The 22,449-nt window shown below is 68.4% G+C and carries 22 protein-coding genes; 18 read left to right on the top strand and 4 right to left on the bottom strand.

What is annotated here, in order from left to right:
• Positions 1–69: 69 nt before the first annotated feature.
• The 14 genes from WT24_RS10935 (at position 70) to ureG (ending at position 12,973) form a co-directional block, all read left to right on the top strand.
• The gene (locus tag WT24_RS10935) at positions 70–726 is read left to right on the top strand and encodes a protein-L-isoaspartate O-methyltransferase (protein ID WP_060033449.1); all 657 of its coding nucleotides are present in this window, start codon (positions 70–72) and stop codon (positions 724–726) included.
• Between the two features lie 14 nt (positions 727–740).
• Positions 741–1,064 (top strand): rhodanese-like domain-containing protein, encoded by a 324-nt coding sequence (locus WT24_RS10930; RefSeq protein WP_006476692.1) that lies wholly within the window; start codon positions 741–743, stop codon positions 1,062–1,064.
• A 348-nt stretch (positions 1,065–1,412) separates the two neighbouring features.
• Complete coding sequence (gene urtA / locus WT24_RS10925) at positions 1,413–2,720, top strand: urea ABC transporter substrate-binding protein (protein WP_059499870.1); 1,308 nt, start codon at positions 1,413–1,415, stop codon at positions 2,718–2,720.
• A 148-nt stretch (positions 2,721–2,868) separates the two neighbouring features.
• Positions 2,869–4,488 carry an urea ABC transporter permease subunit UrtB gene (urtB, locus tag WT24_RS10920; protein ID WP_060033446.1) on the top strand — a complete coding sequence of 540 codons (1,620 nt, stop codon included), beginning with the start codon at positions 2,869–2,871 and terminating at the stop codon, positions 4,486–4,488.
• A 1-nt stretch (position 4,489) separates the two neighbouring features.
• Positions 4,490–5,677: an urea ABC transporter permease subunit UrtC gene (gene urtC / locus WT24_RS10915; protein ID WP_060033444.1), complete on the top strand. Its 1,188-nt coding sequence runs from the start codon at positions 4,490–4,492 to the stop codon at positions 5,675–5,677.
• A complete protein-coding gene (gene urtD / locus WT24_RS10910; RefSeq protein ID WP_034206610.1) occupies positions 5,674–6,531 on the top strand; it encodes an urea ABC transporter ATP-binding protein UrtD in 858 nt (285 codons plus the stop codon). Before urtC ends, urtD begins: the two co-directional genes overlap by 4 nt.
• 4 nt (positions 6,532–6,535) lie before the next feature.
• Positions 6,536–7,228 carry an urea ABC transporter ATP-binding subunit UrtE gene (urtE, locus tag WT24_RS10905; protein WP_034206609.1) on the top strand — a complete coding sequence of 231 codons (693 nt, stop codon included), beginning with the start codon at positions 6,536–6,538 and terminating at the stop codon, positions 7,226–7,228.
• Between the two features lie 285 nt (positions 7,229–7,513).
• Positions 7,514–8,389: an urease accessory protein UreD gene (locus WT24_RS10900; protein WP_060033441.1), complete on the top strand. Its 876-nt coding sequence runs from the start codon at positions 7,514–7,516 to the stop codon at positions 8,387–8,389.
• Positions 8,390–8,627: 238 nt separating this feature from the next.
• The gene (gene ureA, locus WT24_RS10895; RefSeq protein ID WP_006406310.1) at positions 8,628–8,930 is read left to right on the top strand and encodes an urease subunit gamma; all 303 of its coding nucleotides are present in this window, start codon (positions 8,628–8,630) and stop codon (positions 8,928–8,930) included.
• A gap of 14 nt (positions 8,931–8,944) precedes the next feature.
• Complete coding sequence (locus tag WT24_RS10890) at positions 8,945–9,250, top strand: urease subunit beta (protein ID WP_059499866.1); 306 nt, start codon at positions 8,945–8,947, stop codon at positions 9,248–9,250.
• 28 nt (positions 9,251–9,278) lie between these two features.
• Positions 9,279–10,985, top strand: coding sequence for an urease subunit alpha (ureC, locus tag WT24_RS10885; protein WP_060033438.1), 1,707 nt, complete (start codon positions 9,279–9,281; stop codon positions 10,983–10,985).
• 18 nt (positions 10,986–11,003) lie between these two features.
• Positions 11,004–11,642, top strand: coding sequence for an urease accessory protein UreE (gene ureE / locus WT24_RS10880; protein ID WP_060033435.1), 639 nt, complete (start codon positions 11,004–11,006; stop codon positions 11,640–11,642).
• The gene (locus WT24_RS10875) at positions 11,629–12,309 is read left to right on the top strand and encodes an urease accessory protein UreF (RefSeq protein ID WP_059499863.1); all 681 of its coding nucleotides are present in this window, start codon (positions 11,629–11,631) and stop codon (positions 12,307–12,309) included. Before ureE ends, WT24_RS10875 begins: the two co-directional genes overlap by 14 nt.
• 16 nt (positions 12,310–12,325) lie before the next feature.
• Entirely contained in the window at positions 12,326–12,973 is a 648-nt protein-coding gene (gene ureG / locus WT24_RS10870) for an urease accessory protein UreG (RefSeq protein ID WP_034206603.1), read from the top strand.
• A 64-nt stretch (positions 12,974–13,037) separates the two neighbouring features.
• Here ureG and waaA read toward each other — a convergent pair whose 3' ends face one another.
• The 4 genes from waaA to WT24_RS10850 all read right to left on the bottom strand — a co-directional run bounded on the left by waaA (position 13,038) and on the right by WT24_RS10850 (position 17,897).
• A complete protein-coding gene (waaA, locus tag WT24_RS10865) occupies positions 13,038–14,390 on the bottom strand; it encodes a lipid IV(A) 3-deoxy-D-manno-octulosonic acid transferase (RefSeq protein WP_060033432.1) in 1,353 nt (450 codons plus the stop codon).
• A 37-nt stretch (positions 14,391–14,427) separates the two neighbouring features.
• On the bottom strand, positions 14,428–15,312 hold the full coding sequence (locus WT24_RS10860) for a Kdo hydroxylase family protein (RefSeq protein WP_059499857.1): 885 nt from the start codon (positions 15,310–15,312) through the stop codon (positions 14,428–14,430).
• Between the two features lie 23 nt (positions 15,313–15,335).
• Positions 15,336–16,331, bottom strand: coding sequence for a lipopolysaccharide heptosyltransferase I (gene waaC, locus WT24_RS10855; RefSeq protein ID WP_027783735.1), 996 nt, complete (start codon positions 16,329–16,331; stop codon positions 15,336–15,338).
• A gap of 171 nt (positions 16,332–16,502) precedes the next feature.
• A complete protein-coding gene (locus tag WT24_RS10850) occupies positions 16,503–17,897 on the bottom strand; it encodes a phosphomannomutase/phosphoglucomutase (protein ID WP_059499854.1) in 1,395 nt (464 codons plus the stop codon).
• 244 nt (positions 17,898–18,141) lie between these two features.
• Between WT24_RS10850 and WT24_RS10845 the strand changes: the two genes are divergently transcribed.
• Genes WT24_RS10845 through galE form a run of 4 tightly spaced genes read left to right on the top strand, consistent with a single transcriptional unit; the run spans position 18,142 to position 22,445 of the window.
• Positions 18,142–19,398: a lipopolysaccharide biosynthesis protein gene (locus WT24_RS10845; protein WP_059499852.1), complete on the top strand. Its 1,257-nt coding sequence runs from the start codon at positions 18,142–18,144 to the stop codon at positions 19,396–19,398.
• Positions 19,395–20,219 (top strand): glycosyltransferase, encoded by an 825-nt coding sequence (locus WT24_RS10840; protein ID WP_059836933.1) that lies wholly within the window; start codon positions 19,395–19,397, stop codon positions 20,217–20,219. Before WT24_RS10845 ends, WT24_RS10840 begins: the two co-directional genes overlap by 4 nt.
• Before the next feature lie 51 nt (positions 20,220–20,270).
• The gene (locus WT24_RS10835; protein ID WP_059791650.1) at positions 20,271–21,407 is read left to right on the top strand and encodes a glycosyltransferase family 4 protein; all 1,137 of its coding nucleotides are present in this window, start codon (positions 20,271–20,273) and stop codon (positions 21,405–21,407) included.
• Positions 21,408–21,422: 15 nt separating this feature from the next.
• Entirely contained in the window at positions 21,423–22,445 is a 1,023-nt protein-coding gene (galE, locus tag WT24_RS10830; RefSeq protein WP_060033430.1) for a UDP-glucose 4-epimerase GalE, read from the top strand.
• Positions 22,446–22,449: the final 4 nt, after the last annotated feature.

Raw genomic sequence — 22,449 nt, 5'->3', positions numbered from 1 at the left:
GTGCCGTTTGGTACAATCACGAAGTTTCTCTATCCCCGCTGATGGCCGACCAGGCTGCGTGACCACACCATGAATATCGAAAACGCGCGTTTCAACATGATCGAACAGCAGATCCGTCCGTGGGACGTGCTGGATCTGGATGTCCTGGGCCTGCTGTCGATCGTCAAGCGTGAAAACTACGTGCCGGCCGAATACCGCGATCTCGCGTTCGCCGATCTCGAACTCCCGCTGCCCGGCGGCGCCAGCAAGATGCTGTTCCCGCGCGTCGAAGCGCGCGTGCTGCAGGAACTGGCCGTCAAGAAGCACGAGAACGTGCTCCTGATCGGCGCGGGCTCGGGTTACCTGGCCGCGCTGTTCGCGCACCGCGCGCAGCACGTGACGGCCGTCGAGATCGATCCGACGATCGCGAAGTTCGCGGAAGACAACCTGCACAACGACGGCGTGACCAACGCCGAAGTCGTGCTCGGCGACGGTTCGCGCGGCTGGGCCGCGAAGGCGCCGTACGACGTGATCTGCGTCGCGGGCGGCCTGCCGGTCGTGCCGCAGGAAATGCTCGAACAGCTCAAGATCGGCGGCCGCCTGTCGGCGTTCGTCGGCGGCCGTCCGGTGATGAAGGCGCAGATCATCACGCGGATCGACGACAAGCAGTACCGCGTCGCCGACGTGTTCGAAACGTACATCGATCACCTCGTCAACGCGATCGAGCCGTCGCGCTTCAAATTCTGAGCGGCGGAGCCTCCATGCAGATCCTGACGCCCGCGATGCTCGCGGAATGGCTCGGCGACACGGCGCGCCCCGCGCCGGTCGTGCTCGACGTGCGCGAGCCGTGGGAAATCGCGACCGCGCAGATCGCCGGCAGCGTGGCGATTCCGATGCAGCAGATTCCCGCGCGCAGCGAAGAGCTCGACGACGAAGCGGAAATCGTCTGCGTGTGCCATCACGGGATGCGCAGCGCACAGGTCGCGATGTTCCTCGAATCGCGCGGCTTCACGAAGCTGTACAACCTGCAAGGCGGGATCGACGCGTGGTCGCGCGACGTCGATCCGTCGGTGCCGCGCTACTGATCGATCCTCCCGGCGGCGCATCGTGCGCCGCCGCGCCGCCCGGCACCCTGCCGCCGGCCACACGAAATCGCCGAACGGGCGCGCACTGCGCGCCCGTTTCTCTTTTTCCGCTCCTCCGTTTCCTGCGTTGCGACGCCACAGCACCGCCGTGCACCATTTGCGCTCGCGCGCCTGCACCGCAACGGACCGTGCATGCTGCACGGCGCGTCATCCGCACCGTCCCGATGCTCGCCGGCGCCCCTCGCAGGCACGCCGGGCGTGCATCCGCACGACTGGCACATGCCTTGCGTTACACGATGGCCGGCGCCGCCACGGCGCACGCACATCCAACACGACAAGGGGATCCCGATGAAACGTCGCAGTCTGTTGAAGTTCGGTTCGATGGCCGGCGCACTCGCGCTGGCGGGCAAGAGCCCGTTCGCGCACGCGGCCGATGCGGGCACCGGCCCGATCAAGGTCGGCATCCTGCATTCGCTGTCGGGCACGATGGCGATCTCGGAGACGTCGCTGAAGGACACCGCACTGATGACGATCGCCGACATCAACAAGAACGGCGGCGTGATGGGTCGCAAGCTCGAACCGGTGGTGGTCGATCCCGCGTCGAACTGGCCGCTGTTCGCCGAGAAGGCGCGCCAGCTGCTCACGCAGGACAAGGTCGCGTGCGTGTTCGGCTGCTGGACGTCGGTGTCGCGCAAGTCCGTGCTGCCGGTGTTCGAGGAACTGAACGGGCTGCTCTACTACCCGGTGCAGTACGAGGGCGAGGAAATGTCGCGCAACGTTTTCTACACGGGCGCCGCGCCGAACCAGCAGGCCATTCCGGCCGTCGAGTACCTGATGAGCGCGGAAGGCGGCGGCGCGAAGCGCTTCTTCCTGCTCGGCACCGACTACGTGTATCCGCGCACGACCAACAAGATCCTGCGCGCGTTCCTGAAATCGAAGGGTGTGAAGGACGCCGACATTCAGGAGGTCTACACGCCGTTCGGCCACAGCGATTACCAGACGATCGTCGCGAACATCAAGACCTTCTCGCAGGGCGGCAAGACGACCGTGGTCTCGACGATCAACGGCGACTCGAACGTGCCGTTCTACAAGGAGCTGGGCAACCAGGGGATCAAGGCGACCGACGTGCCGGTCGTCGCGTTCTCGGTCGGCGAGGAAGAACTGCGCGGGATCGACACGAAGCCGCTCGTCGGCCACCTCGCCGCGTGGAACTACTTCATGTCGGTGAAGAACCCGACCAACACGAAGTTCAAGGACCAGTTCGCCGCGTGGGTGAAGGCGAACAACCTGCCGGGCGGCGCGAAGCGCGTGACCAACGATCCGATGGAAGCCACCTACGTCGGCATCCATATGTGGAAGCAGGCCGTCGAGAAAGCGAAGAGCACCGATGTCGACAAGGTGCGCGTCGCGATGATCGGCCAGACGGTGGCCGCGCCGTCGGGCTTCACGCTCGCGATGGACGGCAACCATCACCTGCACAAGCCGGTGATGATCGGCGAGATCCGCGGCGACGGGCAGTTCAACGTCGTGTGGAAGACGAAGACGGCCGTGCGCGCGCAGCCGTGGAGCCCGTTCATCGCGGGCAACCAGGGCAAGCCGGACGTCGTCAGCTCGATTCCGGCGTTCCTGCGCCGGCAACGCGCGGCGCTGGCCTGATGCGGTGCGGCACGTCGCGCTTCGTGTGCGGCGTGCCGCCCGCACGCGCGCTGCCGATGCGCCGGCACGCGCTTGCTGTGACGAACCGCTCGCGCCGGCGCCGCGCCGCCGCACCACTGCGCTTCCCCACGCCCGACAGGACTTCCCGATGCCTACACGCTTTCGCCGAGCCGCCCGCGCGATCGCGGCATGCGCCGCCCTCGCGGGCATGCTGCCGCACGCCGCGTTCGCGCTGACGGCGGCCGATACCGCCGCGCTCGCCGGCGACGACTTCGACGCGAAGACGGCCGCGATCGAACGGCTCGCCGCCGACACCGATCCGCGCGCCGTTGCGGTGCTCAACGCGCTGTCGAGCGGCGATGCACTCGCGACCGGCGACGGCCGCCTGCTGATCCAGGCAGGCGACACCGCGCACGACGCGCTCACGCAGGCCGCGACGCCGGCCGGCGACGCGCAGCCGGTGATGCTGAACAACCTGCTGCGCACGAAGATCGCCGGCGCGCTGTCGGGCCTCGCGCTCGCGTCGCCCGACATCGCCGCGCGCCGCGACGCGATCGACGCGCTGCTGAAATCGCCCGACCCGGCGCTCAAGCCGATGATCGACCGCGCCCGTGCAAAGGAAACCGATCCGGCATTGAAACGTCGGCTCGACGCGCTGTGGGCGATCGCCGCGCTGCACGACGCCGATCCGGCCAGGCGCCTCGAAGCCGTGCAGGTGGTGGCCGCGCGCAGCGATCTCGACATGATCGAACAACTGCGCCCGCTGGTCGCGAAGAACGCCGACGGCAGCGACGCGGAACCCGATGCGCAGGTCCGCGCCGCCGCGCAACAGGGACTCGACGCGCTCCACGCGCTGCAGCGCCGCGGCGAAATCGCCGGCACGCTGTTCGCCGGCCTGTCGCTCGGCAGCGTGCTGCTGCTCGCCGCGCTCGGTCTCGCGATCACGTACGGGCTGATCGGCGTGATCAACATGGCGCACGGCGAATTCCTGATGATCGGTGCGTACGCAACCTATGTCGTGCAGACGCTGATCCAGCGCTACGCGCCCGGCGCATTCGACTGGTATCCGCTCGTCGCCGTGCCCGTGTCGTTCGCGGCGGCCGCGCTCGTCGGCATCGTGCTCGAGCGGCTCGTGCTGCGGCACCTGTACGGCCGCCCGCTCGAAACGCTGCTCGCGACCTTCGGCGTGAGCCTGATCCTGATCCAGGCGACGCGCATGCTGTTCGGTGCGCAGAACGTGCAGGTCGTGAACCCGTCGTGGATGAGCGGCGGCGTGACGGTGATGCAGAACCTGATCCTGCCGTACAACCGGCTCGCGATCCTCGCGTTCGCGCTCGCGGTGGTGTTCGTAGCGTGGGCCGTGCTGACGAAGACGCGGCTCGGCCTATTCGTGCGCGCGGTCACGCAGAACCGCCGCATGGCCGCCTGCGTCGGCGTGAAGACCGCACGCGTCGACGCGTATGCGTTCGCATTCGGCGCGGGCATCGCGGGCCTCGGCGGTTGCGCGCTGTCGCAGATCGGCAACGTGGGCCCCGATCTCGGCCAGAACTACATCATCGATTCGTTCATGGCCGTCGTGCTCGGCGGCGTCGGGCAGATCGCCGGCACCGTGCTCGGCGGCTTCGGGCTCGGCCTCGCGAGCAAGGCGATCGAGCCGTTCTGGGGCGCCGTGCTCGCGAAGATCGCGGTGCTCGTGATGATCGTGCTGTTCATCCAGAAACGCCCGCAGGGCATGTTCGCGCCGAAGGGCCGCAGCGCGGAGGCTTGACGTGACTTCATTCACCGATTCGATACCGAACCCGGTCGCCGGTACGTCCCAGTCCGCCGCCGCCGCGCGCGCGGCGGACGGCTTCGCGCTCGGCCTGCCGCCCCGCCCTGCGCTGCTGTCGCGCCGCGCATGGCTCGCGCTCGTCGCGCTGTGCGTGGCGATCGGCATCGGCGTGCCGCTCGCCGCGCTCGTCGTGCCGGAAGCCAGCGCGCTCCATCTGTCCGCGTACACGATGACGCTCGCCGGCAAGCTGATGTGCTACGCGATCGCCGCGCTCGCGCTCGATCTCGTGTGGGGCTACTGCGGGATCCTGAGCCTCGGCCACGGGTTGTTCTTCGCGCTCGGCGGCTATGCGATCGGCATGTACCTGATGCGCGAGATCGGCCGCGACGGCAAGTACGGCAGCGACCTGCCCGACTTCATGGTGTTTCTCGACTGGCACCAGTTGCCGTGGTACTGGAGCGGCACGCAGCATCTCGCATGGGCGCTCGCGCTCGTCGTGCTCGTGCCGGCCCTGCTCGCGTGGGTGTTCGGCTTCTTCACGTTCCGCTCGCGCGTGAAAGGCGTGTACCTGTCGATCATCACGCAGGCGCTGACGTTCGCCGCGATGCTGCTGTTCTATCGCAACGAGACGGGCTTCGGCGGCAACAACGGCTTCACCGATTTCAAGCGCATCGCCGGCTTCGCGATCACGTCGCCGGGCACGCGCACGGTGCTGTTGCTGCTGACGTTCGCGACGCTCGTGCTCGCGTTCATCGCCGCGCGCGCGATCGTCACGAGCAAGCTCGGGCGCGTGGTGACCGCGGTGCGCGACGGCGAGACGCGGCTGATGTTCCTCGGCTACAGCCCGCTCGCGTACAAGCTGTTCGTGTGGACCGTGTCGGCCGTGCTGTGCGGCATCGCCGGCGCGCTGTACGTGCCGCAGGTCGGCATCATCAATCCCGGCGAGATGTCGCCGGGCAACTCGATCGAAATGGCGATCTGGGTCGCGGTGGGCGGGCGCGGCACGCTGATCGGGCCGATCGTCGGCGCGTTCGCGGTGAACGGCGCGAAGAGTTTCTTCACCGCGTACTTCGCCGAATACTGGCTGTTCTTCCTCGGCCTGATCTTCGTGCTCGTGCCGCTGTTGCTGCCGCGCGGAATCATGGGCCTCGTCGAAACCGTGCTCGCAAAGGGGAAACGCGCATGAACGGAACGGCGCTCTACCAGTTCACGCCGCCGCCCGAGGACGAACTGCTCGCCGTCAGCGGCAGCGCGTCGATGGGGCGCGTCGTGCCGCCCGGCATCGACACGTCGCACGGCACGATCCTGTATCTCGAGGATATCGAGGTGAGCTTCGACGGCTTTCGCGCGCTGAAGAAGCTGTCGCTCGCGATCGACGCGGGCGAGCTGCGCTGCGTGATCGGCCCGAACGGCGCGGGCAAGACGACGATGATGGACGTGATCACCGGCAAGACGCGGCCCGATGCGGGCAAGGTGTTTCTCGGCCAGACGATCGACCTCGCACGGATGAACGAGCCCGAGATCGCGCGTGCGGGCATCGGCCGCAAGTTTCAGAAGCCGACGGTGTTCGAACAGCACCCGGTGTGGGAAAACCTCGAACTCGCGATGCAGACCGACAAGGGCTGGCTCGCGTCGCTGCGCGCGCGGCTCGACCGCACCGCGCAGGCGAAGATCGAGGAGACGCTCGCGCTGATCGGACTCGAAAGCCACGCGTATCGCGCCGCTGGCGAGCTGTCGCACGGGCAGAAGCAGCGGCTCGAAATCGGCATGCTGCTGATGCAGCGCCCCGCGCTGCTGCTGCTCGACGAGCCGGCGGCCGGGATGACCGACCACGAGACGATGGAGCTCGCCGAGCTGCTGAACACGCTGCGCGGCACCTGCTCGATGATGGTCGTCGAGCACGACATGGAATTCGTCGCGGCGCTCGCGGGCGACACGGGGCGCGTGACGGTGATGGCCGAAGGCGCGGTGCTCGCGCACGGCACGCTCGACCAGGTCAAGCGCGACGACGCGGTGATCGAGTCTTACCTCGGACGATGATGCGATGCTGAAAATCGAAGCGCTGAACCAGTACTACGGCGGCAGCCATATCCTGCGCAACGTGAACCTCGCCGCCGACGACGGCAAGCTCACCGTGCTGCTCGGCCGCAACGGCGTCGGCAAGAGCACGCTGCTGCGCTGCCTGATGGGCGTGGTCGCCGCGAAGAGCGGCAGCGTGTCGTGGCGCGGCACCGCGCTCGGCGCACTGCCGCCGTATGCGCGCGTCGCGGCCGGGCTCGCGTACGTGCCGCAGGGCCGCGACATCTTTCCGCGGCTCACCGTCGAGGAGAACCTGCTCGTCGGCGCGGCGAGCCGCAAGGCGCCCTCGAAGGTGCCCGATCGCATCTACGACCTGTTCCCGGTGCTGAAGGACATGCGCGCGCGGCGCGGCGGCGACCTGTCGGGCGGCCAGCAGCAACAGCTCGCGATCGGCCGCGCGCTGATGAGCGAGCCGCAGTTGCTGATCCTCGACGAGCCGACCGAGGGCATCCAGCCGTCGATCATCCAGGACATCGGTCGCACGCTGCGCCAGCTCGTCGACGAATCGAAGATGACCGTGCTGCTCGTCGAACAGTATTACGATTTCGCGCGATCGATCGCCGATCGCTACTGGGTGATGAGCCGCGGCGAGATCGTCGCGGGGGGCGATGCGCGCGATATGGAGACGAACGGCGTGCGCGAGCTGATCGCGGTGTAGCGGGCAACGCGGTAGGGGATCGCACGATGGCGGTGAGTGGCGTTTGGCGTTTGGCGTTTGGCGTTTGGCGTTTGGCGTTTGGCGTTTGGCGTTTGGCGTTTGGCGGTCGGCGGTCGGCGTTTGACGAGCGGTGTTAGGCGGATGGCGCTCGTCGCCCGGCATCCGGCGATTATGCAAACGGCCGTACATTCCCGAAGCCCCCGCCCGCTCGGCAACGCCTCTGCTCACGCGTATATTGTTGCGTTAGCATCCTCGTTTCCCGTGCCCGTCCCCAGCTTCCTGCCGATGTCCGCCCCCGACTCCCACGCCCCGCTGTCCCGCCCCGCCGTCGCCAAGTCCTGGCATGGCCGCCTCGAACTCGGCTTCGAACGGCACGGAGCGCGCACGACGCTCGTTCACCGGCTGCACGATGGCCCGCTGCGCGTGCAGCGGCCGCTGTATCCGGAAGGCGACGCGATCTGCCACGCGGTGATCGTTCACCCGCCGGGTGGCGTCGCCGGCGGTGACCGGCTCGACATCGACATCGCGCTCGGCGACGGCACGCATGCCGCGCTGACGACGCCCGGTGCGACCAAATGGTACAAGTCGAACGGCCTCGACGCGACGCAGCGCATCGGCATCACGGTCGGCGCGCACGCGAAGCTCGACTGGCTGCCGCAGAACAACCTGTTCTTCGACGCCGCGCATGCCTCGCTAGACTTCACGGTGGCACTCGGCGCCGGCGCGAGCGCGATCGGCTGGGACGCGACGCAGCTCGGCCGACAGGCGGCCGGCGAAACTTGGTCGGCGGGCCGCATCGCGTCGCGCTCGGCACTCGTCGATGCCGAGGGCCGGCCGCTGTGGACCGAGCGCGCACTGCTCGACGCGCACGATCCGTTGCGCGGTGCACTGCAGGGCCTCGCAGGCTTTCCCGTGTACGGCACGCTGTGGGCAGCCGGGCCCGCGTGCGATGCGGCGCTGGCCGAAGCGCTCGCCGCGCGGATGCCGTTCGACGATACGCTGCGCGCGGGCGCAACCTGCGTGACGCCGGGCGTCGTGCTGGTGCGTGCGCTGTCGACGTCGATGGAAGCGCTGCAACGTCACCTCACCGACTGCTGGCTTTATCTGCGTCCGATTGTGCACGGCGTCGATGCACGGCCGCTGCGTCTCTGGCAAACCTGAACGTACCGAACGCGGCACGCACCGTTTCGGCGCAGCACCGCCGCCGATGCCGCCCGCATTCGATGCATCGCGCACCACGAACGCGCACATCCGCACATTTCGTCGGCATGGCACGGGCCTTGCTGCTTACATAACCGATACACGACGCACGTAAAACGGCGCGGTGCTAGGATGAGCCGCGCGCTGCCCGCACCGCCGCGCACCGATAAAAATTACGTTTTCCTGAACGACTGCCTTCATGAAACTGACTCCCCGCGAAAAGGACAAGCTGCTGATCTTCACGGCGGCGCTGCTCGCCGAACGCCGCCGCGCGCGCGGCCTGAAGCTCAACTATCCGGAGGCGGTCGCGTTCATCACCGCCGCGCTGATGGAAGCCGCGCGCGACGGCAAGACGGTCGCCGAAGTGATGCACTACGGCACGACGCTGCTCACGCGCGACGATGTGATGGACGGTGTGCCGGAAATGATTCCCGACATCCAGGTCGAAGCGACCTTCCCCGACGGCACCAAGCTCGTCACCGTCCACCACCCGATTCCGTGACCGAGGCCCCGCGCATGATTCCCGGCGAAATCCTCACCGACGACGGCGAGCACGAACTCAACGCGGGCCGCGCGACGCTGTCGCTCGTCGTCGCGAACACCGGCGACCGCCCGGTGCAGGTCGGCTCGCACTACCACTTCTTCGAAGTCAACGACGCGCTGTCGTTCGATCGCGCGGCCGCGCGCGGCTTCCGGCTCAACATCGCGGCCGGCACCGCGGTGCGCTTCGAGCCCGGTCAGACCCGCACCGTCGAGCTGGTCGAGTTGGCCGGCGATCGCGCCGTCTACGGTTTTCAGGGCAAGGTGATGGGGCCGCTGTAAGCCGCGCCCCGCTCTTCAGGAACAGCACATGACATTACGCTTGAGCCGCCGCGCGTACGCGGAAATGTTCGGGCCGACGACGGGCGACCGCGTGCGGCTCGCCGATACCGAACTGCTGATCGAGATCGAACGCGACTTCACCACGTACGGCGAGGAAGTGAAATTCGGCGGCGGGAAAGTGATCCGCGACGGGATGGGCCAGTCGCAGCGCGTGGCCGCCGACGTGCCCGACACGATCATCACGAACGCGGTGATCCTCGATCACTGGGGCATCGTGAAGGCCGACATCGCGATCAAGCACGGCCGCATCGCCGCGATCGGCAAGGCCGGCAATCCGGACATCCAGCCCGGCGTGACGATCGCGATCGGAGCCGCGACCGAAGTGATCGCCGGCGAAGGGCTGATCGTCACCGCCGGCGGCATCGACACGCACATCCACTTCATCAGCCCGCAGCAGATCGACGAGGCGCTCGCGTCGGGCGTCACGACGATGCTCGGCGGCGGCACGGGGCCGGCCACCGGCACCAACGCGACGACCTGCACGCCGGGCCCGTGGCACATGGAGCGGATGCTGCAGGCCGCCGACGGCTGGCCGATCAACCTCGGCTTTCTCGGCAAGGGCAACGCGAGCCTGCCGCAGCCGCTCGTCGAACAGATCGCGGCCGGCGCGATCGGGCTGAAACTGCACGAAGACTGGGGAACGACGCCCGCCGCGATCGACAACTGCCTGTCGGTCGCCGACGACACCGACACGCAGGTCGCGATCCACACCGACACGCTGAACGAAGGCGGCTTCGTCGAATCGACGGTCGCCGCGTTCAAGGGCCGCACGATCCACACGTACCACACCGAAGGCGCGGGCGGCGGCCACGCGCCCGACATCCTCAAGGTGTGCGGCGAGGCGAACGTGCTGCCGTCGTCGACCAATCCGACGCGCCCGTACACGATCAACACGCTCGACGAGCATCTCGATATGCTGATGGTGTGCCATCACCTCGATCCGTCGATCACCGAGGATCTTGCGTTCGCGGAGTCGCGGATCCGCCGCGAGACGATCGCGGCCGAGGACATCCTGCACGATCTCGGCGCGCTGTCGATGCTGTCGTCCGACTCGCAGGCGATGGGCCGCGTCGGCGAAGTGATCATCCGCACGTGGCAGACCGCGCACAAGATGAAGGTGCAACGCGGCGCGCTGGCGGAAGACAATGCGCGCAACGACAACTTCCGCGCGAAGCGCTACGTCGCGAAATACACGATCAACCCGGCGATCACGCACGGTATCGCGCATGAAGTCGGTTCGATCGAACCGGGCAAGTGGGCCGACCTCGTGCTGTGGGAGCCGGCGTTCTTCGGGATCAAGCCGTCGATGATCCTGAAAGGCGGGATGATCGCGATGGCGCAGATGGGCGACCCGAACGCGTCGATCCCGACGCCGCAGCCAGTGCACTACCGCGAGATGTTCGCGACGCGCGGCGGCGCGCTCGCGCGCACGTCGCTGACGTTCGTGTCGCAGATGGCAGCCGACGCGGGCATCGCCGAACGCTACGGGCTCGCGAAGCATGTCGTGCCGGTGCGCAACTGCCGCAACGTGACGAAGGCCGACATGATCCACAACGCGTGGCGGCCGTCGATCAGCGTCGATCCCGAAACCTACGACGTGATCGCCGACGGTCAGTTGCTCACCTGCGAACCGGCAACGGTGCTGCCGATGGCGCAGCGCTATTTCCTGTTCTGATTTCCTGTTTTTCGTTCCATGCGCACCCTCGACAAACGCATTGCCCCGAACGTGAAACTCGCCGCGTCGCTCGTCGCGCGCGCGCCGACGCTCACGCTCGCCTATGACGCCCGCTGCAAGAGCCGCCTCGCGGCGACGCTCGACACCGGCGAGGACGTCGCGGTCCTGCTGCCGCGCGGCACCGTGCTGCGCGACGGCGACGTACTCGTCGCCGACGACGGCGCGCTCGTGCGCATCGCCGCGGCGCCCGAAACCGTGCTGCTCGTGCGCGCGACCGACCCGCTCACGCTGATGCGCGCCGCGTACCATCTCGGTAACCGCCACACGCCGGTCGAAATCGGCGACGGTTACCTGAAGCTCGAAGCTGATCCGGTGCTCGCGGACATGCTGCGCCGGCTCGGCACGCAGGTCGACGAAACGAGCGCACCGTTCCAGCCGGAAGCCGGCGCGTACGGCGGCGGCCACAAGCACGGGCACGACGCGACATTCGCCGAGGATTACGCGCTCGCACAGCAGGTGTTCGGCGAACACCACGGCCATTCGCACTCGCACTCGCACTCGCACGATCACGATCACGATCACGATCACGATCACGATCACGATCATCAGCATGGTCCGGGCTGCGCGCACGGCCACCACGGTCATGACCACCACTGAGCTCGTCGCGCTGCTGCATCTCGCGTCGCCCGCATTGCCGATCGGCGCGTTCAGCTACTCGCAGGGCTTCGAAGCCGCGCTCGACGCGAACCTGATCCGCGACGCCGACACCGCGCGCGACTGGATCGCGAGCGGCCTGACCGACGTGCTCGCGCACGGCGAGTTGCCGTTCCTCGCGCACCAGCTCGCGCGCTGGCACGCACATGATGCGGACGCGCTGGCCCGCGAGAACGCATGGTTCGTCGCAAGCCGCGAGTCGGCCGAACTGCGCCGCGAGACCGAACAGATGGGCTGGTCGCTCGCGCAACTGTGCGCGTCGCTCGAATGGGGCGATGCCGCGCGCCGCGCGACGCTCGCATCGTTCACGCCGATCGCGCTGCCGACCGCATTCGCCTACGCGGCCGCGGCGCACGATGCCGGCGCCGATGCAACGCTCGCCGCGTACGCGTTCGGTTGGGTCGAGAACCAGACGTCGGCCGCGCTGAAAGCGGTGCCGCTCGGCCAGCTCGCCGGCCAGCGCATCATCGTCGCGCTGCGCGGCGCGATCGACGCGGCCGTGCGCCGCGCGCTCGCGACGCCGCCCGACGCCGTCAACACGTTCGCACCGCAGCTCGGCATCCTGTCCGCGCGGCACGAAACCCAGTATTCGCGGTTGTTCCGCTCCTGAACCTCATCGCCCGACCATGAACGCACCTGCTCCCTCCTCCGCTCGCCGCACGAAGAAACTGCCGCCGCTGCGCGTCGGCATCGGCGGCCCCGTCGGCTCCGGCAAGACCACGCTGCTCGAAATGCTGTGCAAGGCGATGCGCGAGCGCTACGACCTCGTCGCGATCACGAACGACATCTACACGAAGGAAGACCAGCGGCTGCTGACGGTCGCGGGCGCGCTGCCCGAGGAACGCATCATGGGTGTCGAGACGGGCGGCTGCCCGCACACGGCGATCCGTGAAGATGCGTCGATCAATCTCGAAGCCGTCGACCGGATGCTCGCGCGCTTTCCCGATGCGGACATCGTGTTCATCGAGTCGGGCGGCGACAATCTCGCGGCAACCTTCAGCCCCGAGCTGTCGGACCTGACGATCTACGTGATCGACGTCGCCGGCGGCGAGAAGATTCCGCGCAAGGGCGGCCCCGGCATCACGAAGTCCGACCTGCTCGTGATCAACAAGACCGACCTCGCGCCGCTCGTCGGCGCGAACCTCGACGTGATGGCGTCCGACACGAAGAAGATGCGCGGCGAGCGGCCTTACGTGATGACGAACCTGAAGGCGCTCGACGGCGTCGCGGACGTGATCGCGTTCATCGAGAAGAAGGGCTTGCTGACGGTGTGAGCCGCGCGGCGGCGAGCGGCGACGCCGCCGCGCGTGTCCGGGCGGCAGCGCGCCGCCCGTCCCGTCATGCGTCGTCGTCGACGGCGTCCGGCAACGCGCGCACGCCGGTTTCGGCGGGCGGCAGCAGTGCGGCGAGCACGTCGACCGTGCGCGCGGTCGCGCCGCGGTGACGCGACGCGAAGGCCGCGCCGGCCGCGCCCATCGCGATGCGCCGCGCCTTGTCGGCGAACAGCGCGTCGAGCACGTGCGCGAGATCGAGCGGATCCTCGACCTGCATCGCGGCGCCTGCCGCGACCGCATCGGCGGTCGCCTGCGTGAAGTTGAACACGTGCGGCCCGATCAGCACCGGCACGCCGACCGCGCATGCCTCGATCAGGTTCTGCCCGCCGAGCGGCAGCAGGCTGCCGCCGATGAACGCGATGTCGGCCGCCGCGTAGTACGCGCCGAGCTCGCCCATCGAATCGCCGAGCAGCACCGTCACGTCGCCCGGCAGCGGTTCGGCGGCCGGACGGCCCGCCGCGAGCGCGGCCGCATCGGCGGCCCAGACGGAGCGCCTCACGCACTTGAGCCCGCTGCGCGCGACGAGCGCCTCGACTTCGGCGAAGCGCTGCGGATGACGCGGCACGAGCACCAGCAGCGCGCCGAGCGTGCGCATTTCCGCGAACGCCTGCAGCACCAGCGCTTCTTCGTTCTCGCGCGTGCTGGCGGCGACCCATACCGGCCGCGCACCGATCGCATCGCGCCATGCATGGCCGCGCGCCGCGAGTTCCGGCGGCGTCGTCATGTCGAACTTCAGGTTGCCGAGCACGGTCACGTTGCGGGCGCCGAGCGACGTCAGCCGCTCCGCATCGGCCGGGCTCTGCGCGAGCACGCGCGAGAAGCCGCCGAACACGTCGCGCGTCGCCGCGCCGAACTTCGCCGCGCGCCGGAACGAACGCGCGGACATCCGCGCATTGGTCAGCACGAGCGGCACGTCCGCGCGGCGGCACTCGTCGATCAGCGTCGGCCACACCTCGGTTTCCATCACGAGGCCGAGCGTCGGCCGCCATGCGTGCAGGAAACGCCGCACCGCGCCCGGCATGTCGTACGGCAGGTAGCAGCGCAGCACGCGATCGCCGAAGATCTGTTCGCCGGTCGCGCGGCCGCTCGGCGTCATGTGCGTGAGCAGGATGCGTGCATCGGGACGCGCGCGCAGCAGCGCATCGATCAACGGCTGCGCCGCGCGCGTCTCGCCGACCGACACCGCATGCACCCAGATCAGCGGCGCGCGGTCGTCGCGCGAGCGGCCCGCGACGTGACCGAAGCGCTCGCCGATATGCTCGCGATAGCCGCGCTCCTTGCGCGAGCGCACATAGAGCCGGATGACCGCGGCCGGCGCGACGAGCCACCACAGCGTGCGATAGATCGCCCTCAGCATGCGGCCGCCCGGGTGTGGCGTCGAAACAGGTGCGCGCTCAAACCAGCGCCCTGCCCGTCAGGCGTTCGAGAATGCCGAGCGGCGCGCATTCGCGGCGAACCATCGCATCGACCGGCAGGAAGAAGGTCTGCTCGAGCATGAATTGGCCGGACATCACAGCGTGCGAAGTCTGATCCGAGAAACATATCCACACGCTGCCCGGCGGAAACGGCATCGTTTGCTGCGGGCAAGTCTTCTGGTAGTCGAGATCGGCCTTCATCCCGTCGTGCAGGTTCAGCATCAGGTGGTCGTACGCGCTGCGCGGCGATTTCGTCACGTGCAGCAGGTTCAGCAGCCACGCCGAGCCCGGGAACTGCGGCCGGATCTTCGGCAGGAAACGCTTCGCGACGTCCTCGAACGGCTCGCCGACACGCCACACGCGCGGCACGCCGGCCGGATTCACGTTCGTGAACACGCGCAGGATGCGCTCGCCGTAGTTCGGCCGCGACGGGAACGCATCGACGTGCAGCCGGCTGTCGTCCTTGCGCCACGACGTCTGGCGCGTCTCGACCTGCATCAGCCGCAAGCTCGTCGGCGCGACGCGCAACTTGCCGCGGTATTCGGGAAAGAGGCCGTCGACGAGCGTGCCGGCCTGCTGCTGGAAGCGCGCGACGAGCGCGCGCACGGCCGATTGCGTGACGCTGTCGCCGAGCACGCCGGCGAGCGCGCCGCCGTTCGGCGCGAGGCTGATGTTCTTGCGTTTCGGATCGGCGAGCGCCGGATCGAGCAGCGCTTCCTCGCCGCCTTCGATCGCGAAGCGCAGGTGCGGGAAATACAGCACCTTGCCTTCCTCGACCGCGGCCAGCAACTGCTCGCGCGGCGCCGACAGGTTGTGTCCGCTCCAGTCGGCGGACGAGACTTCGATGATCTGGGATTCGCTCATGATCGGTTCGCGTGTGGACAGCGTTACAGGAGACCGAAGCCCGCGAGCGCCGACTTCACCTGCGCGATCGACGGGGGCTGCCCCGCCGTGCCGAGATTGACGACGTTCGGCGACCAGTAGCCGCCGGTCCGCCAGGCCGTCGCGAAATTGTACAGTTCGATCGTCGGACGCTTCAGCGCGGCCGCGATGTGAACCAGACCTGTATCAACCCCGACCGTCGCGGCCGCACCGTCGATCAGCCCGACCACGGCCGGCAGCGACAGCTTCGGCGGCACGATCGCCGCCGCGCCGAACTCCTTCGCGAGCCGCTCGCTGGTCGCCCGCTCCGCGTCGTTGCCCCACGGCAGCACGAGCGACGCACCGCGCCGCACGAGCGCCTGGCCGAGCTCGATCCATGCGGCGTCCGGCCACTGCTTGTCGGCGCGCGACGTCGCATGGACGAACACGACGTACGGCACCGGCAGGTTCAGGCCGAGCGCGGCCACCGCGAGCGCCGCCGCGCGCGTGTCGAGGCCGAATTCGACCGGATCGGCCGGGGTCGGCGCCGGGTCGTCCAGCGCGGCCGCGACGAGCTGGCGCGAGCGCTCGACGACGTGCGTGCGCGGCGCGATCGGCACGCGCTTGCGGTAGAAGAAACGCACCGGCCATTCGTAGCCGGCGCCGTCGGTGCGGTTGCCGAGCCCGACGAGCGGGCCGCGCGCCCAGCTCGCGACCCACGCCGTCTTGATGAGGCCCTGGCAGTCGATCACGAGGTCGTACTGCTCGGCCGCGAGGCGCCGACGGAATGCGCGGATCTCGCGCCACGTCGCGCCCGAGAACGGCTTCTTGCGCCAGCGGCGCAGCGAGAACGGCAGCACGTTGCGCACGCCGTCGACGAGCCGCACGAGGTCGACGAAGCTTTCCTCGACGAGCCAGTCGATCTGCGCATCGGGGTGACGGCGCCGGATATCGGCGATCACCGGCATGTTGTGCACGACGTCGCCCAGCGACGACACGCGCACGATCAGGATCTTTTGCACGCTGAAAAAACGCCGGCTGGCAGCCGGCGACGGACATAAAGGAGGGATTTTATCCCGGCCGAAGGGCCGGATAGACAAAAAGCGGCCGCGCGCCGGGGGCGCGCACCGCTTTTCGGGATATGCACGGCCGACGAACGGCCGTCGTACGGGCGGCCCGCCGGCCGCCGGCGCTCAGAACGGCAGCTTGACGTCCGGCTTCGCGGCCGTCAGCACGCGGCGGAAGTCTTCCTGGATGCGCTTGAGCCCTTCCTGCGTCTCGGCCTCGAAACGCATCACGACGACCGGCGTCGTGTTCGACGAACGCGCGAGACCGAAGCCGTCCGGATACTCGACGCGCAGGCCGTCGATCGTCACGACTTCTTCGGCACCGTCGAACTTCGCCTCTTTCTGCAGCTTGTCGATCAGGCGGAAATTCTCGCCCTCGTCGAGCCAGAGCTGCAGTTCGGGCGTGCTCATCGCGTCCGGCAGGCTGTTGAGCAGCGCGCTCGGATCGGCCGTCTTCGCGAGGATCTCGAGCAGGCGCGCGCCGGTGTACAGGCCGTCGTCGAAGCCGTACCAGCGATCCTTGAAGAACACGTGGCCGCTCATTTCGCCGGCGAGCGGCGCACCGGTCTCGCGCAGCTTCGCCTTCACGAGCGAGTGGCCCGTCTTCCACATCAGCGGCTCGCCGCCCTTCGATTTCACCCACTGCGCGAGGTGGCGCGTGCACTTCACGTCGTAGATGATCTGGGCGCCCGGGTTGCGCGACAGCACTTCTTCCGCGAACAGCATCAGTTGGCGGTCCGGATAGATGATCTGGCCGTCCTTCGTGACGACGCCCAGGCGGTCGCCATCGCCGTCGAACGCGAAGCCGAGCTCCGCATCGGTGTCCTTCAGCGCCTGGATCACGTCCTGCAGGTTCTCCGGGTGGGCGGGATCGGGGTGGTGGTTCGGGAACGTGCCGTCGATGTCGGTGAAGCGCTCGACGAGCTCGCAGCCGAGCGCCTTGAAGAGGCGCGTCGCGAGCGGGCCCGCGACGCCGTTGCCGGCGTCGACCACGAGCTTCAGCGGCCGCGCGAGCTTCACGTCGCCGACGATGCGTGCGATGTATTGGTCCGCGACGTCGATCGCTTCATACGTGCCGCTGCCCGTCTCGAACCGCTCGTCGACGATGCGGCGGTACAGCGCCTGGATCTGCTCGCCGTAAATCGCGGCGCCACGCAGCACCATCTTGAAGCCGTTGTAGTCGGGCGGGTTGTGGCTGCCCGTGACGACGATGCACGAATCGACGCGGCGCTCGCCGCCCTTCAGCGCCAGCGGCACGTTCGCCGCGAAATAACCGACCGGCGTCGGCACCATGCCGACGTCCACGACGTCGACCCCGGCCGCACGCAGGCCGTCGGCCAGCGCGCCGACCAGCTCCGGCCCGGACAGGCGGCCGTCGCGCGCGACGACGACCGCATCGCCGCCCTGCGCACGCACTTCGCTGCCGAATGCCCGGCCGATGCCGCGCGCGGTGTCGACGTCGAGTGTCTTGCCGACCACGCCACGAATGTCATATGCCTTGAAGATGGATTGGGAAATCATCGATTCTCTTCTCTCGGTTGCGTGCATGGAAAATTGTCTGGCTTGCGCGGCCGCCGCTCGCGGGTCCCGCACATGATACGTGCCTGCCGGCACGACACGGCGAGCAACGGCTGGAGCAGCCGCGATCCCACTTATAATCGCGGGTTTTGATGACGCGCATGTCGCCCATTTTAATGCCTAGCCGTCCCGCCGCCGCCCACCCGCCGTTTCCGGCCGCCCGCCGCGCGCACCGCCGCTGCCGCGCATGCTGAAGCGCTTCGGCAACCCGGACGTCGCGAAGGCCGTCGCGAACCTCGTCTGGCTCGGGCTCGAACGGCTCACGCAGATCGGCGTCGCGATCGCGATCAGCGGCCTGCTGGCCCGTTATTTCGGGCCAGATGTGTTCGGCAAATGGCAGTATGCGAATACGCTTCTCCTGGTACTGGCGCCGCTCACCTGGGTGTGCGGCGCGGAAATCCTCGTCCCGACCATCGTCCAGCGCCCGCCGGCCCAGCTCGGTGCGGTGCTCGGCAGCGCGTTCGTGCTGCGCATCGCCGTGTCGGCGGCCGCGCTCGTCGCGACCTGGATCGCGATCGCCGCGGGCGCCTTCGACCCGCTGGTCGGCGCGATGCTCGCCGGCCTGGCGGTCACGATGGTGTTCCGCGAGCCGTTCGTCGGCGTGATCAACGCGTGGCTGCAGAGCATGACCTACAGCAAGCCGCAGCTCGTCACCAGCATGGTCACCGCGCTCGCCAAGGCGCTGCTCGTCTGGCTGCTGGTGCGCGCGGCCGCCGGGCCCGCCCGCTTCGCGTGGCTGTGGGCACTGGAAGCCGCCGCGATCGGCTTCGCGCTGCTGCTGTACTACCGTCACCGTAACGGCGGTACGCTCGGCTGGACGTTCGATACCCCGCTGTTCCGGCACTTTGCGACGGCCGGCACCGTGTTCTGGCTCGGCCTCATCTGCATGTACCTGTTCCTGAAGCTCGACCGCCTGATGCTCGAGCGCCACGTATCGTTCGCCGACCTCGGCCGCTATTCGGCCGCGCAGCAGCTCAACGAGAACTGGATCACGCTCGCGCTGATGCTCGCGCAGACGATCGCGCCCGCCTTCGTCTACCGCGTGCAGGACGTCGCCCGGCTGCGCCGCAACATCGTCCGGCTGATCGCGATGACGGCCGGCCTGATGACGGCCGGCGCGCTCGTGCTCGACGCGGCCGCCCCGCTGATCGTCGGCAAGGTGTTCGGCCGCGGCTACGAGGCGTCGGTCGACATCTTCCGCTGGGCCGTCTGGCTGTCCGTGCCGGCCGGCATCGAGGCGATAGGCAATCTTATCGTGCTCAAATATCAAGCAAAATTCGTGTTGCTGACGAAATGGCTGCTCGCGCTGGCGATCGCCGCGCTCGTCAACCTGTTCGCGATCCCGCGGCTCGGCCTGTACGGCGCGCTCGTCGGGCTGGCGGCTGGCTACCTGGCCGCCGCTGCCGTCAACTTTTATTACATCCGTTTCAAGCTGCGAACATGACGTCCCCCGATTGCCCGCCCCCGCTCGACGACGTGGCCGTACTGATGCCGGCCTACAACGGGCACGACGACGTCGTCCGAACCCTCGCGTCGTTTCGCGAGGATGCGCCCGTGCACGTGCTGATCGTCGACGACGGCAGCACGCCGCCGATCGTCGCGCCCGACTTGCCGGGCCTGTCGATCGACGTGCTGCGCATGCCGCGCAACGGCGGCATCGAACGCGCACTGGCGGCCGGCATCGATGCGCTCGCGGCGCGCGGTTTCCGCTACGCGGCCCGCATCGACGCGGGCGATCTCGCCGCGCCGCAGCGCCTCGCGAAAGAGCGCGCCTATCTCGGCGCCCACCCGCGCGTGGCCTGCGTCGGCATGTGGACGCAGGTCGTGTCGCGCGCCGGCGAGCCGCGCTTCATGCTGACGCCGCCCGCCGATCCGCGCACGCTGCGCCGCACGCGCTTCCTGCGCTCGCCGCTCGTGCATCCGTCGGTCATGTTGCGCATCGACGCCGTGCGCGAAGTGGGCAACTATCGCGCGAAGTACCGCGCAGCCGAGGATCTCGATCTTTTTTTACGGTTAATGCAACGCTACGATTGCGCGAACCTGCCGGAACTCGGCCTGTATTACGAGCTTAACGAGGGCGGGATCAGTGCGACCAAACGCCGGCGCCAGCTGGTGTCGACGCTCACGCTGCTGCTGCGCCACTTCAACGTGCTGAACCCGTACGACTGGGCCGGCCTCGCCAAGAACCTGCTGCATTTCGTGACGCCGTACCGTACGCTGCAGCGGATCAAGCAGACGCTGTTCGCCGCGCGGCCGTCCGCCTGACGCGTATCCGGCCCGTTCGGCAATTTCGACGCTTTATTTTTTCTTTTTTTCATGTCCGCCACCTCCCCGCTGCGCATCGCGCTCGTCTGCAACACGGCCTGGGCGATCTACACGTACCGCCACGGGCTGATCCGTGCGCTCGTCGCGCGCGGCGCCGAGGTCGTCGTGATCGCGCCGCACGACCGCACGGTGCCGCTGCTCGAGCAGATGGGCTGCCGCTACGTGGCGCTCGCGGTCGCGTCGAAAGGCACGAGCCCGCGCGAGGATCTCGGCACGCTCGCCGCGCTGGTGCGCCACTACCGCGCGCTGCGGCCCGATCTCGTGTTCCACTACACGATCAAGCCGAACATCTACGGCTCGGTGGCCGCGTGGCTCGCGCGCGTGCCGTCGATCGCGGTGACGACGGGGCTCGGTTACGTATTCATCCAGAAGAGCCGCGCGGCGAGCGTCGCGAAACGCCTGTACCGGTTCGCGTTCCGCTTCCCGCGCGAAGTCTGGTTCCTGAACCGCGACGATCTCGCGACCTTCGCCGACGAACGGCTGCTCGCGCATCCCGAGCGCGCGCGGCTGCTGCACGGCGAAGGCGTCGATCTCGACCAGTTCGCGCCCGTGCCGCTGCCCGCCGGCGACGCCCCCGTCTTCATCCTGATCGGCCGGCTGCTGTGGGACAAGGGCGTGCGCGAATACGTGGAGGCCGCGCGCCGCGTGCGCGAGCGCGTCCCGAACGCGCGCTTCCAGTTGCTCGGGCCGCTCGGCGTCGACAATCCGAGCGCGATCGGTCGCGCGGATGTCGACGCGTGGGTCGGCGAAGGCATCGTCGAGTATCTCGGCGAAGCGCACGACGTGCGCCCGCACATCGCGGCGGCCGATTGCGTCGTGCTGCCGTCGTACCGCGAAGGCGTGCCGCGCACGCTGATGGAGGCATCGGCGATGGGGCGGCCGATCGTCGCGACCGACGTGCCGGGCTGCCGCGACGTCGTCGCCGACGGCGAAACGGGCTTCCTGTGCCGCGCGCGCGACAGCGCGAGCCTCGCGGAGCAACTGAATCGCATGATCGCGCTCGGACCGCAAGGCCGTGCGGCGATGGGCGCACGCGGCCGGCACAAGGTCGCGGCGGAATTCGACGAACAGCAGGTCGTCGAACGCTACAGGGAGACCATCCACTCGTTGACAGGATTCACACTCTGAAGGAGCGCATCAGCAATGACCGCTAAAGGCACCATCCTCGTCACCGGCGGCGCCGGCTATATCGGCTCGCACACCGCCGTCGAACTGCTCGACAACGGCTACGACGTCGTGATCGTCGACAACCTCGTCAACAGCAAGGCCGAGTCCGTGCGACGCATCGAACAGATCACGGGCAAGACGCCCGCGTTCCACCAGGTCGACGTGTGCGACGAAGCTGCGCTGGCGAAGGTGTTCGACGCGCACCCGATCACCGGCACGATTCACTTCGCGGCGCTCAAGGCCGTCGGCGAATCGGTCGCGAAGCCGCTCGAGTACTACCAGAACAACATCGGCGGCCTGCTCGCCGTGCTCAAGGTCATGCGCGAACGCAACGTCAGGCAGTTCGTGTTCAGCTCGTCCGCGACCGTGTACGGCGTGCCCGAGCGCTCGCCGATCGACGAATCGTTCCCGCTGTCCGCAACCAACCCGTACGGCCAGTCAAAGCTGATCGCCGAGCAGATCCTGCGCGATCTCGAAGTCTCGGACCCGTCGTGGCGCATCGCGACGCTGCGCTACTTCAATCCCGTCGGCGCGCATGCGAGCGGGCTGATCGGCGAGGATCCGGCCGGCATTCCGAACAACCTGATGCCGTACGTCGCGCAGGTCGCGGTCGGCAAGCTGGAGAAGCTGCGCGTGTTCGGCTCCGACTACCCGACGCCGGACGGCACCGGCGTGCGCGACTACATCCACGTCGTCGATCTCGCGAAGGGGCACATCGCCGCGCTCGACGCGCTCGCCAGGCGCGACGCGAGCTTCGTCGTGAACCTCGGCACGGGCCAGGGCTACAGCGTGCTGGAAGTCGTGCGTGCGTTCGAGAAGGCGTCGGGCCGCCCGGTGCCGTACGAACTCGTCGCGCGCCGCCCGGGCGATATCGCCGAGTGCTATGCGAACCCGCAGGCCGCCGCCGACATCATCGGCTGGCGTGCGACGCTCGGTATCGAGGAAATGTGTGCCGACCACTGGCGATGGCAGGAGGGGAACCCGCGCGGTTTTGTATAATCCG

This window comes from Burkholderia sp. MSMB1078WGS, from assembly GCF_001528895.1.
Taxonomy (GTDB): Bacteria; Pseudomonadota; Gammaproteobacteria; order Burkholderiales; family Burkholderiaceae; genus Burkholderia.
Note: the sequence above shows the minus strand (reverse complement) of the source record. Positions and strands in the feature narration are given on the sequence as shown.

What these genes read in the sequence shown, in the direction of transcription:
- urtD (WP_034206610.1), top strand. Translation starts at nt 5,674, where the DNA reads ATGAACGGAACGGCGCTCTACCAGTTCACGCCGCCGCCCGAGGACGAA.
- ureG (WP_034206603.1), top strand. Translation starts at nt 12,326, where the DNA reads ATGAACGCACCTGCTCCCTCCTCCGCTCGCCGCACGAAGAAACTGCCG.
- WT24_RS10835 (WP_059791650.1), top strand. Translation starts at nt 20,271, where the DNA reads ATGTCCGCCACCTCCCCGCTGCGCATCGCGCTCGTCTGCAACACGGCC.
- WT24_RS10875 (WP_059499863.1), top strand. Translation starts at nt 11,629, where the DNA reads ATGACCACCACTGAGCTCGTCGCGCTGCTGCATCTCGCGTCGCCCGCA.
- galE (WP_060033430.1), top strand. Translation starts at nt 21,423, where the DNA reads ATGACCGCTAAAGGCACCATCCTCGTCACCGGCGGCGCCGGCTATATC.
- WT24_RS10860 (WP_059499857.1), bottom strand. Translation starts at nt 15,312, where the DNA reads ATGAGCGAATCCCAGATCATCGAAGTCTCGTCCGCCGACTGGAGCGGA.
- WT24_RS10930 (WP_006476692.1), top strand. Translation starts at nt 741, where the DNA reads ATGCAGATCCTGACGCCCGCGATGCTCGCGGAATGGCTCGGCGACACG.
- WT24_RS10845 (WP_059499852.1), top strand. Translation starts at nt 18,142, where the DNA reads ATGCTGAAGCGCTTCGGCAACCCGGACGTCGCGAAGGCCGTCGCGAAC.
- WT24_RS10935 (WP_060033449.1), top strand. Translation starts at nt 70, where the DNA reads ATGAATATCGAAAACGCGCGTTTCAACATGATCGAACAGCAGATCCGT.
- urtE (WP_034206609.1), top strand. Translation starts at nt 6,536, where the DNA reads ATGCTGAAAATCGAAGCGCTGAACCAGTACTACGGCGGCAGCCATATC.
- WT24_RS10840 (WP_059836933.1), top strand. Translation starts at nt 19,395, where the DNA reads ATGACGTCCCCCGATTGCCCGCCCCCGCTCGACGACGTGGCCGTACTG.
- urtB (WP_060033446.1), top strand. Translation starts at nt 2,869, where the DNA reads ATGCCTACACGCTTTCGCCGAGCCGCCCGCGCGATCGCGGCATGCGCC.
- urtA (WP_059499870.1), top strand. Translation starts at nt 1,413, where the DNA reads ATGAAACGTCGCAGTCTGTTGAAGTTCGGTTCGATGGCCGGCGCACTC.
- WT24_RS10900 (WP_060033441.1), top strand. Translation starts at nt 7,514, where the DNA reads ATGTCCGCCCCCGACTCCCACGCCCCGCTGTCCCGCCCCGCCGTCGCC.
- WT24_RS10890 (WP_059499866.1), top strand. Translation starts at nt 8,945, where the DNA reads ATGATTCCCGGCGAAATCCTCACCGACGACGGCGAGCACGAACTCAAC.
- ureC (WP_060033438.1), top strand. Translation starts at nt 9,279, where the DNA reads ATGACATTACGCTTGAGCCGCCGCGCGTACGCGGAAATGTTCGGGCCG.
- ureA (WP_006406310.1), top strand. Translation starts at nt 8,628, where the DNA reads ATGAAACTGACTCCCCGCGAAAAGGACAAGCTGCTGATCTTCACGGCG.
- WT24_RS10850 (WP_059499854.1), bottom strand. Translation starts at nt 17,897, where the DNA reads ATGATTTCCCAATCCATCTTCAAGGCATATGACATTCGTGGCGTGGTC.
- waaA (WP_060033432.1), bottom strand. Translation starts at nt 14,390, where the DNA reads ATGCTGAGGGCGATCTATCGCACGCTGTGGTGGCTCGTCGCGCCGGCC.
- ureE (WP_060033435.1), top strand. Translation starts at nt 11,004, where the DNA reads ATGCGCACCCTCGACAAACGCATTGCCCCGAACGTGAAACTCGCCGCG.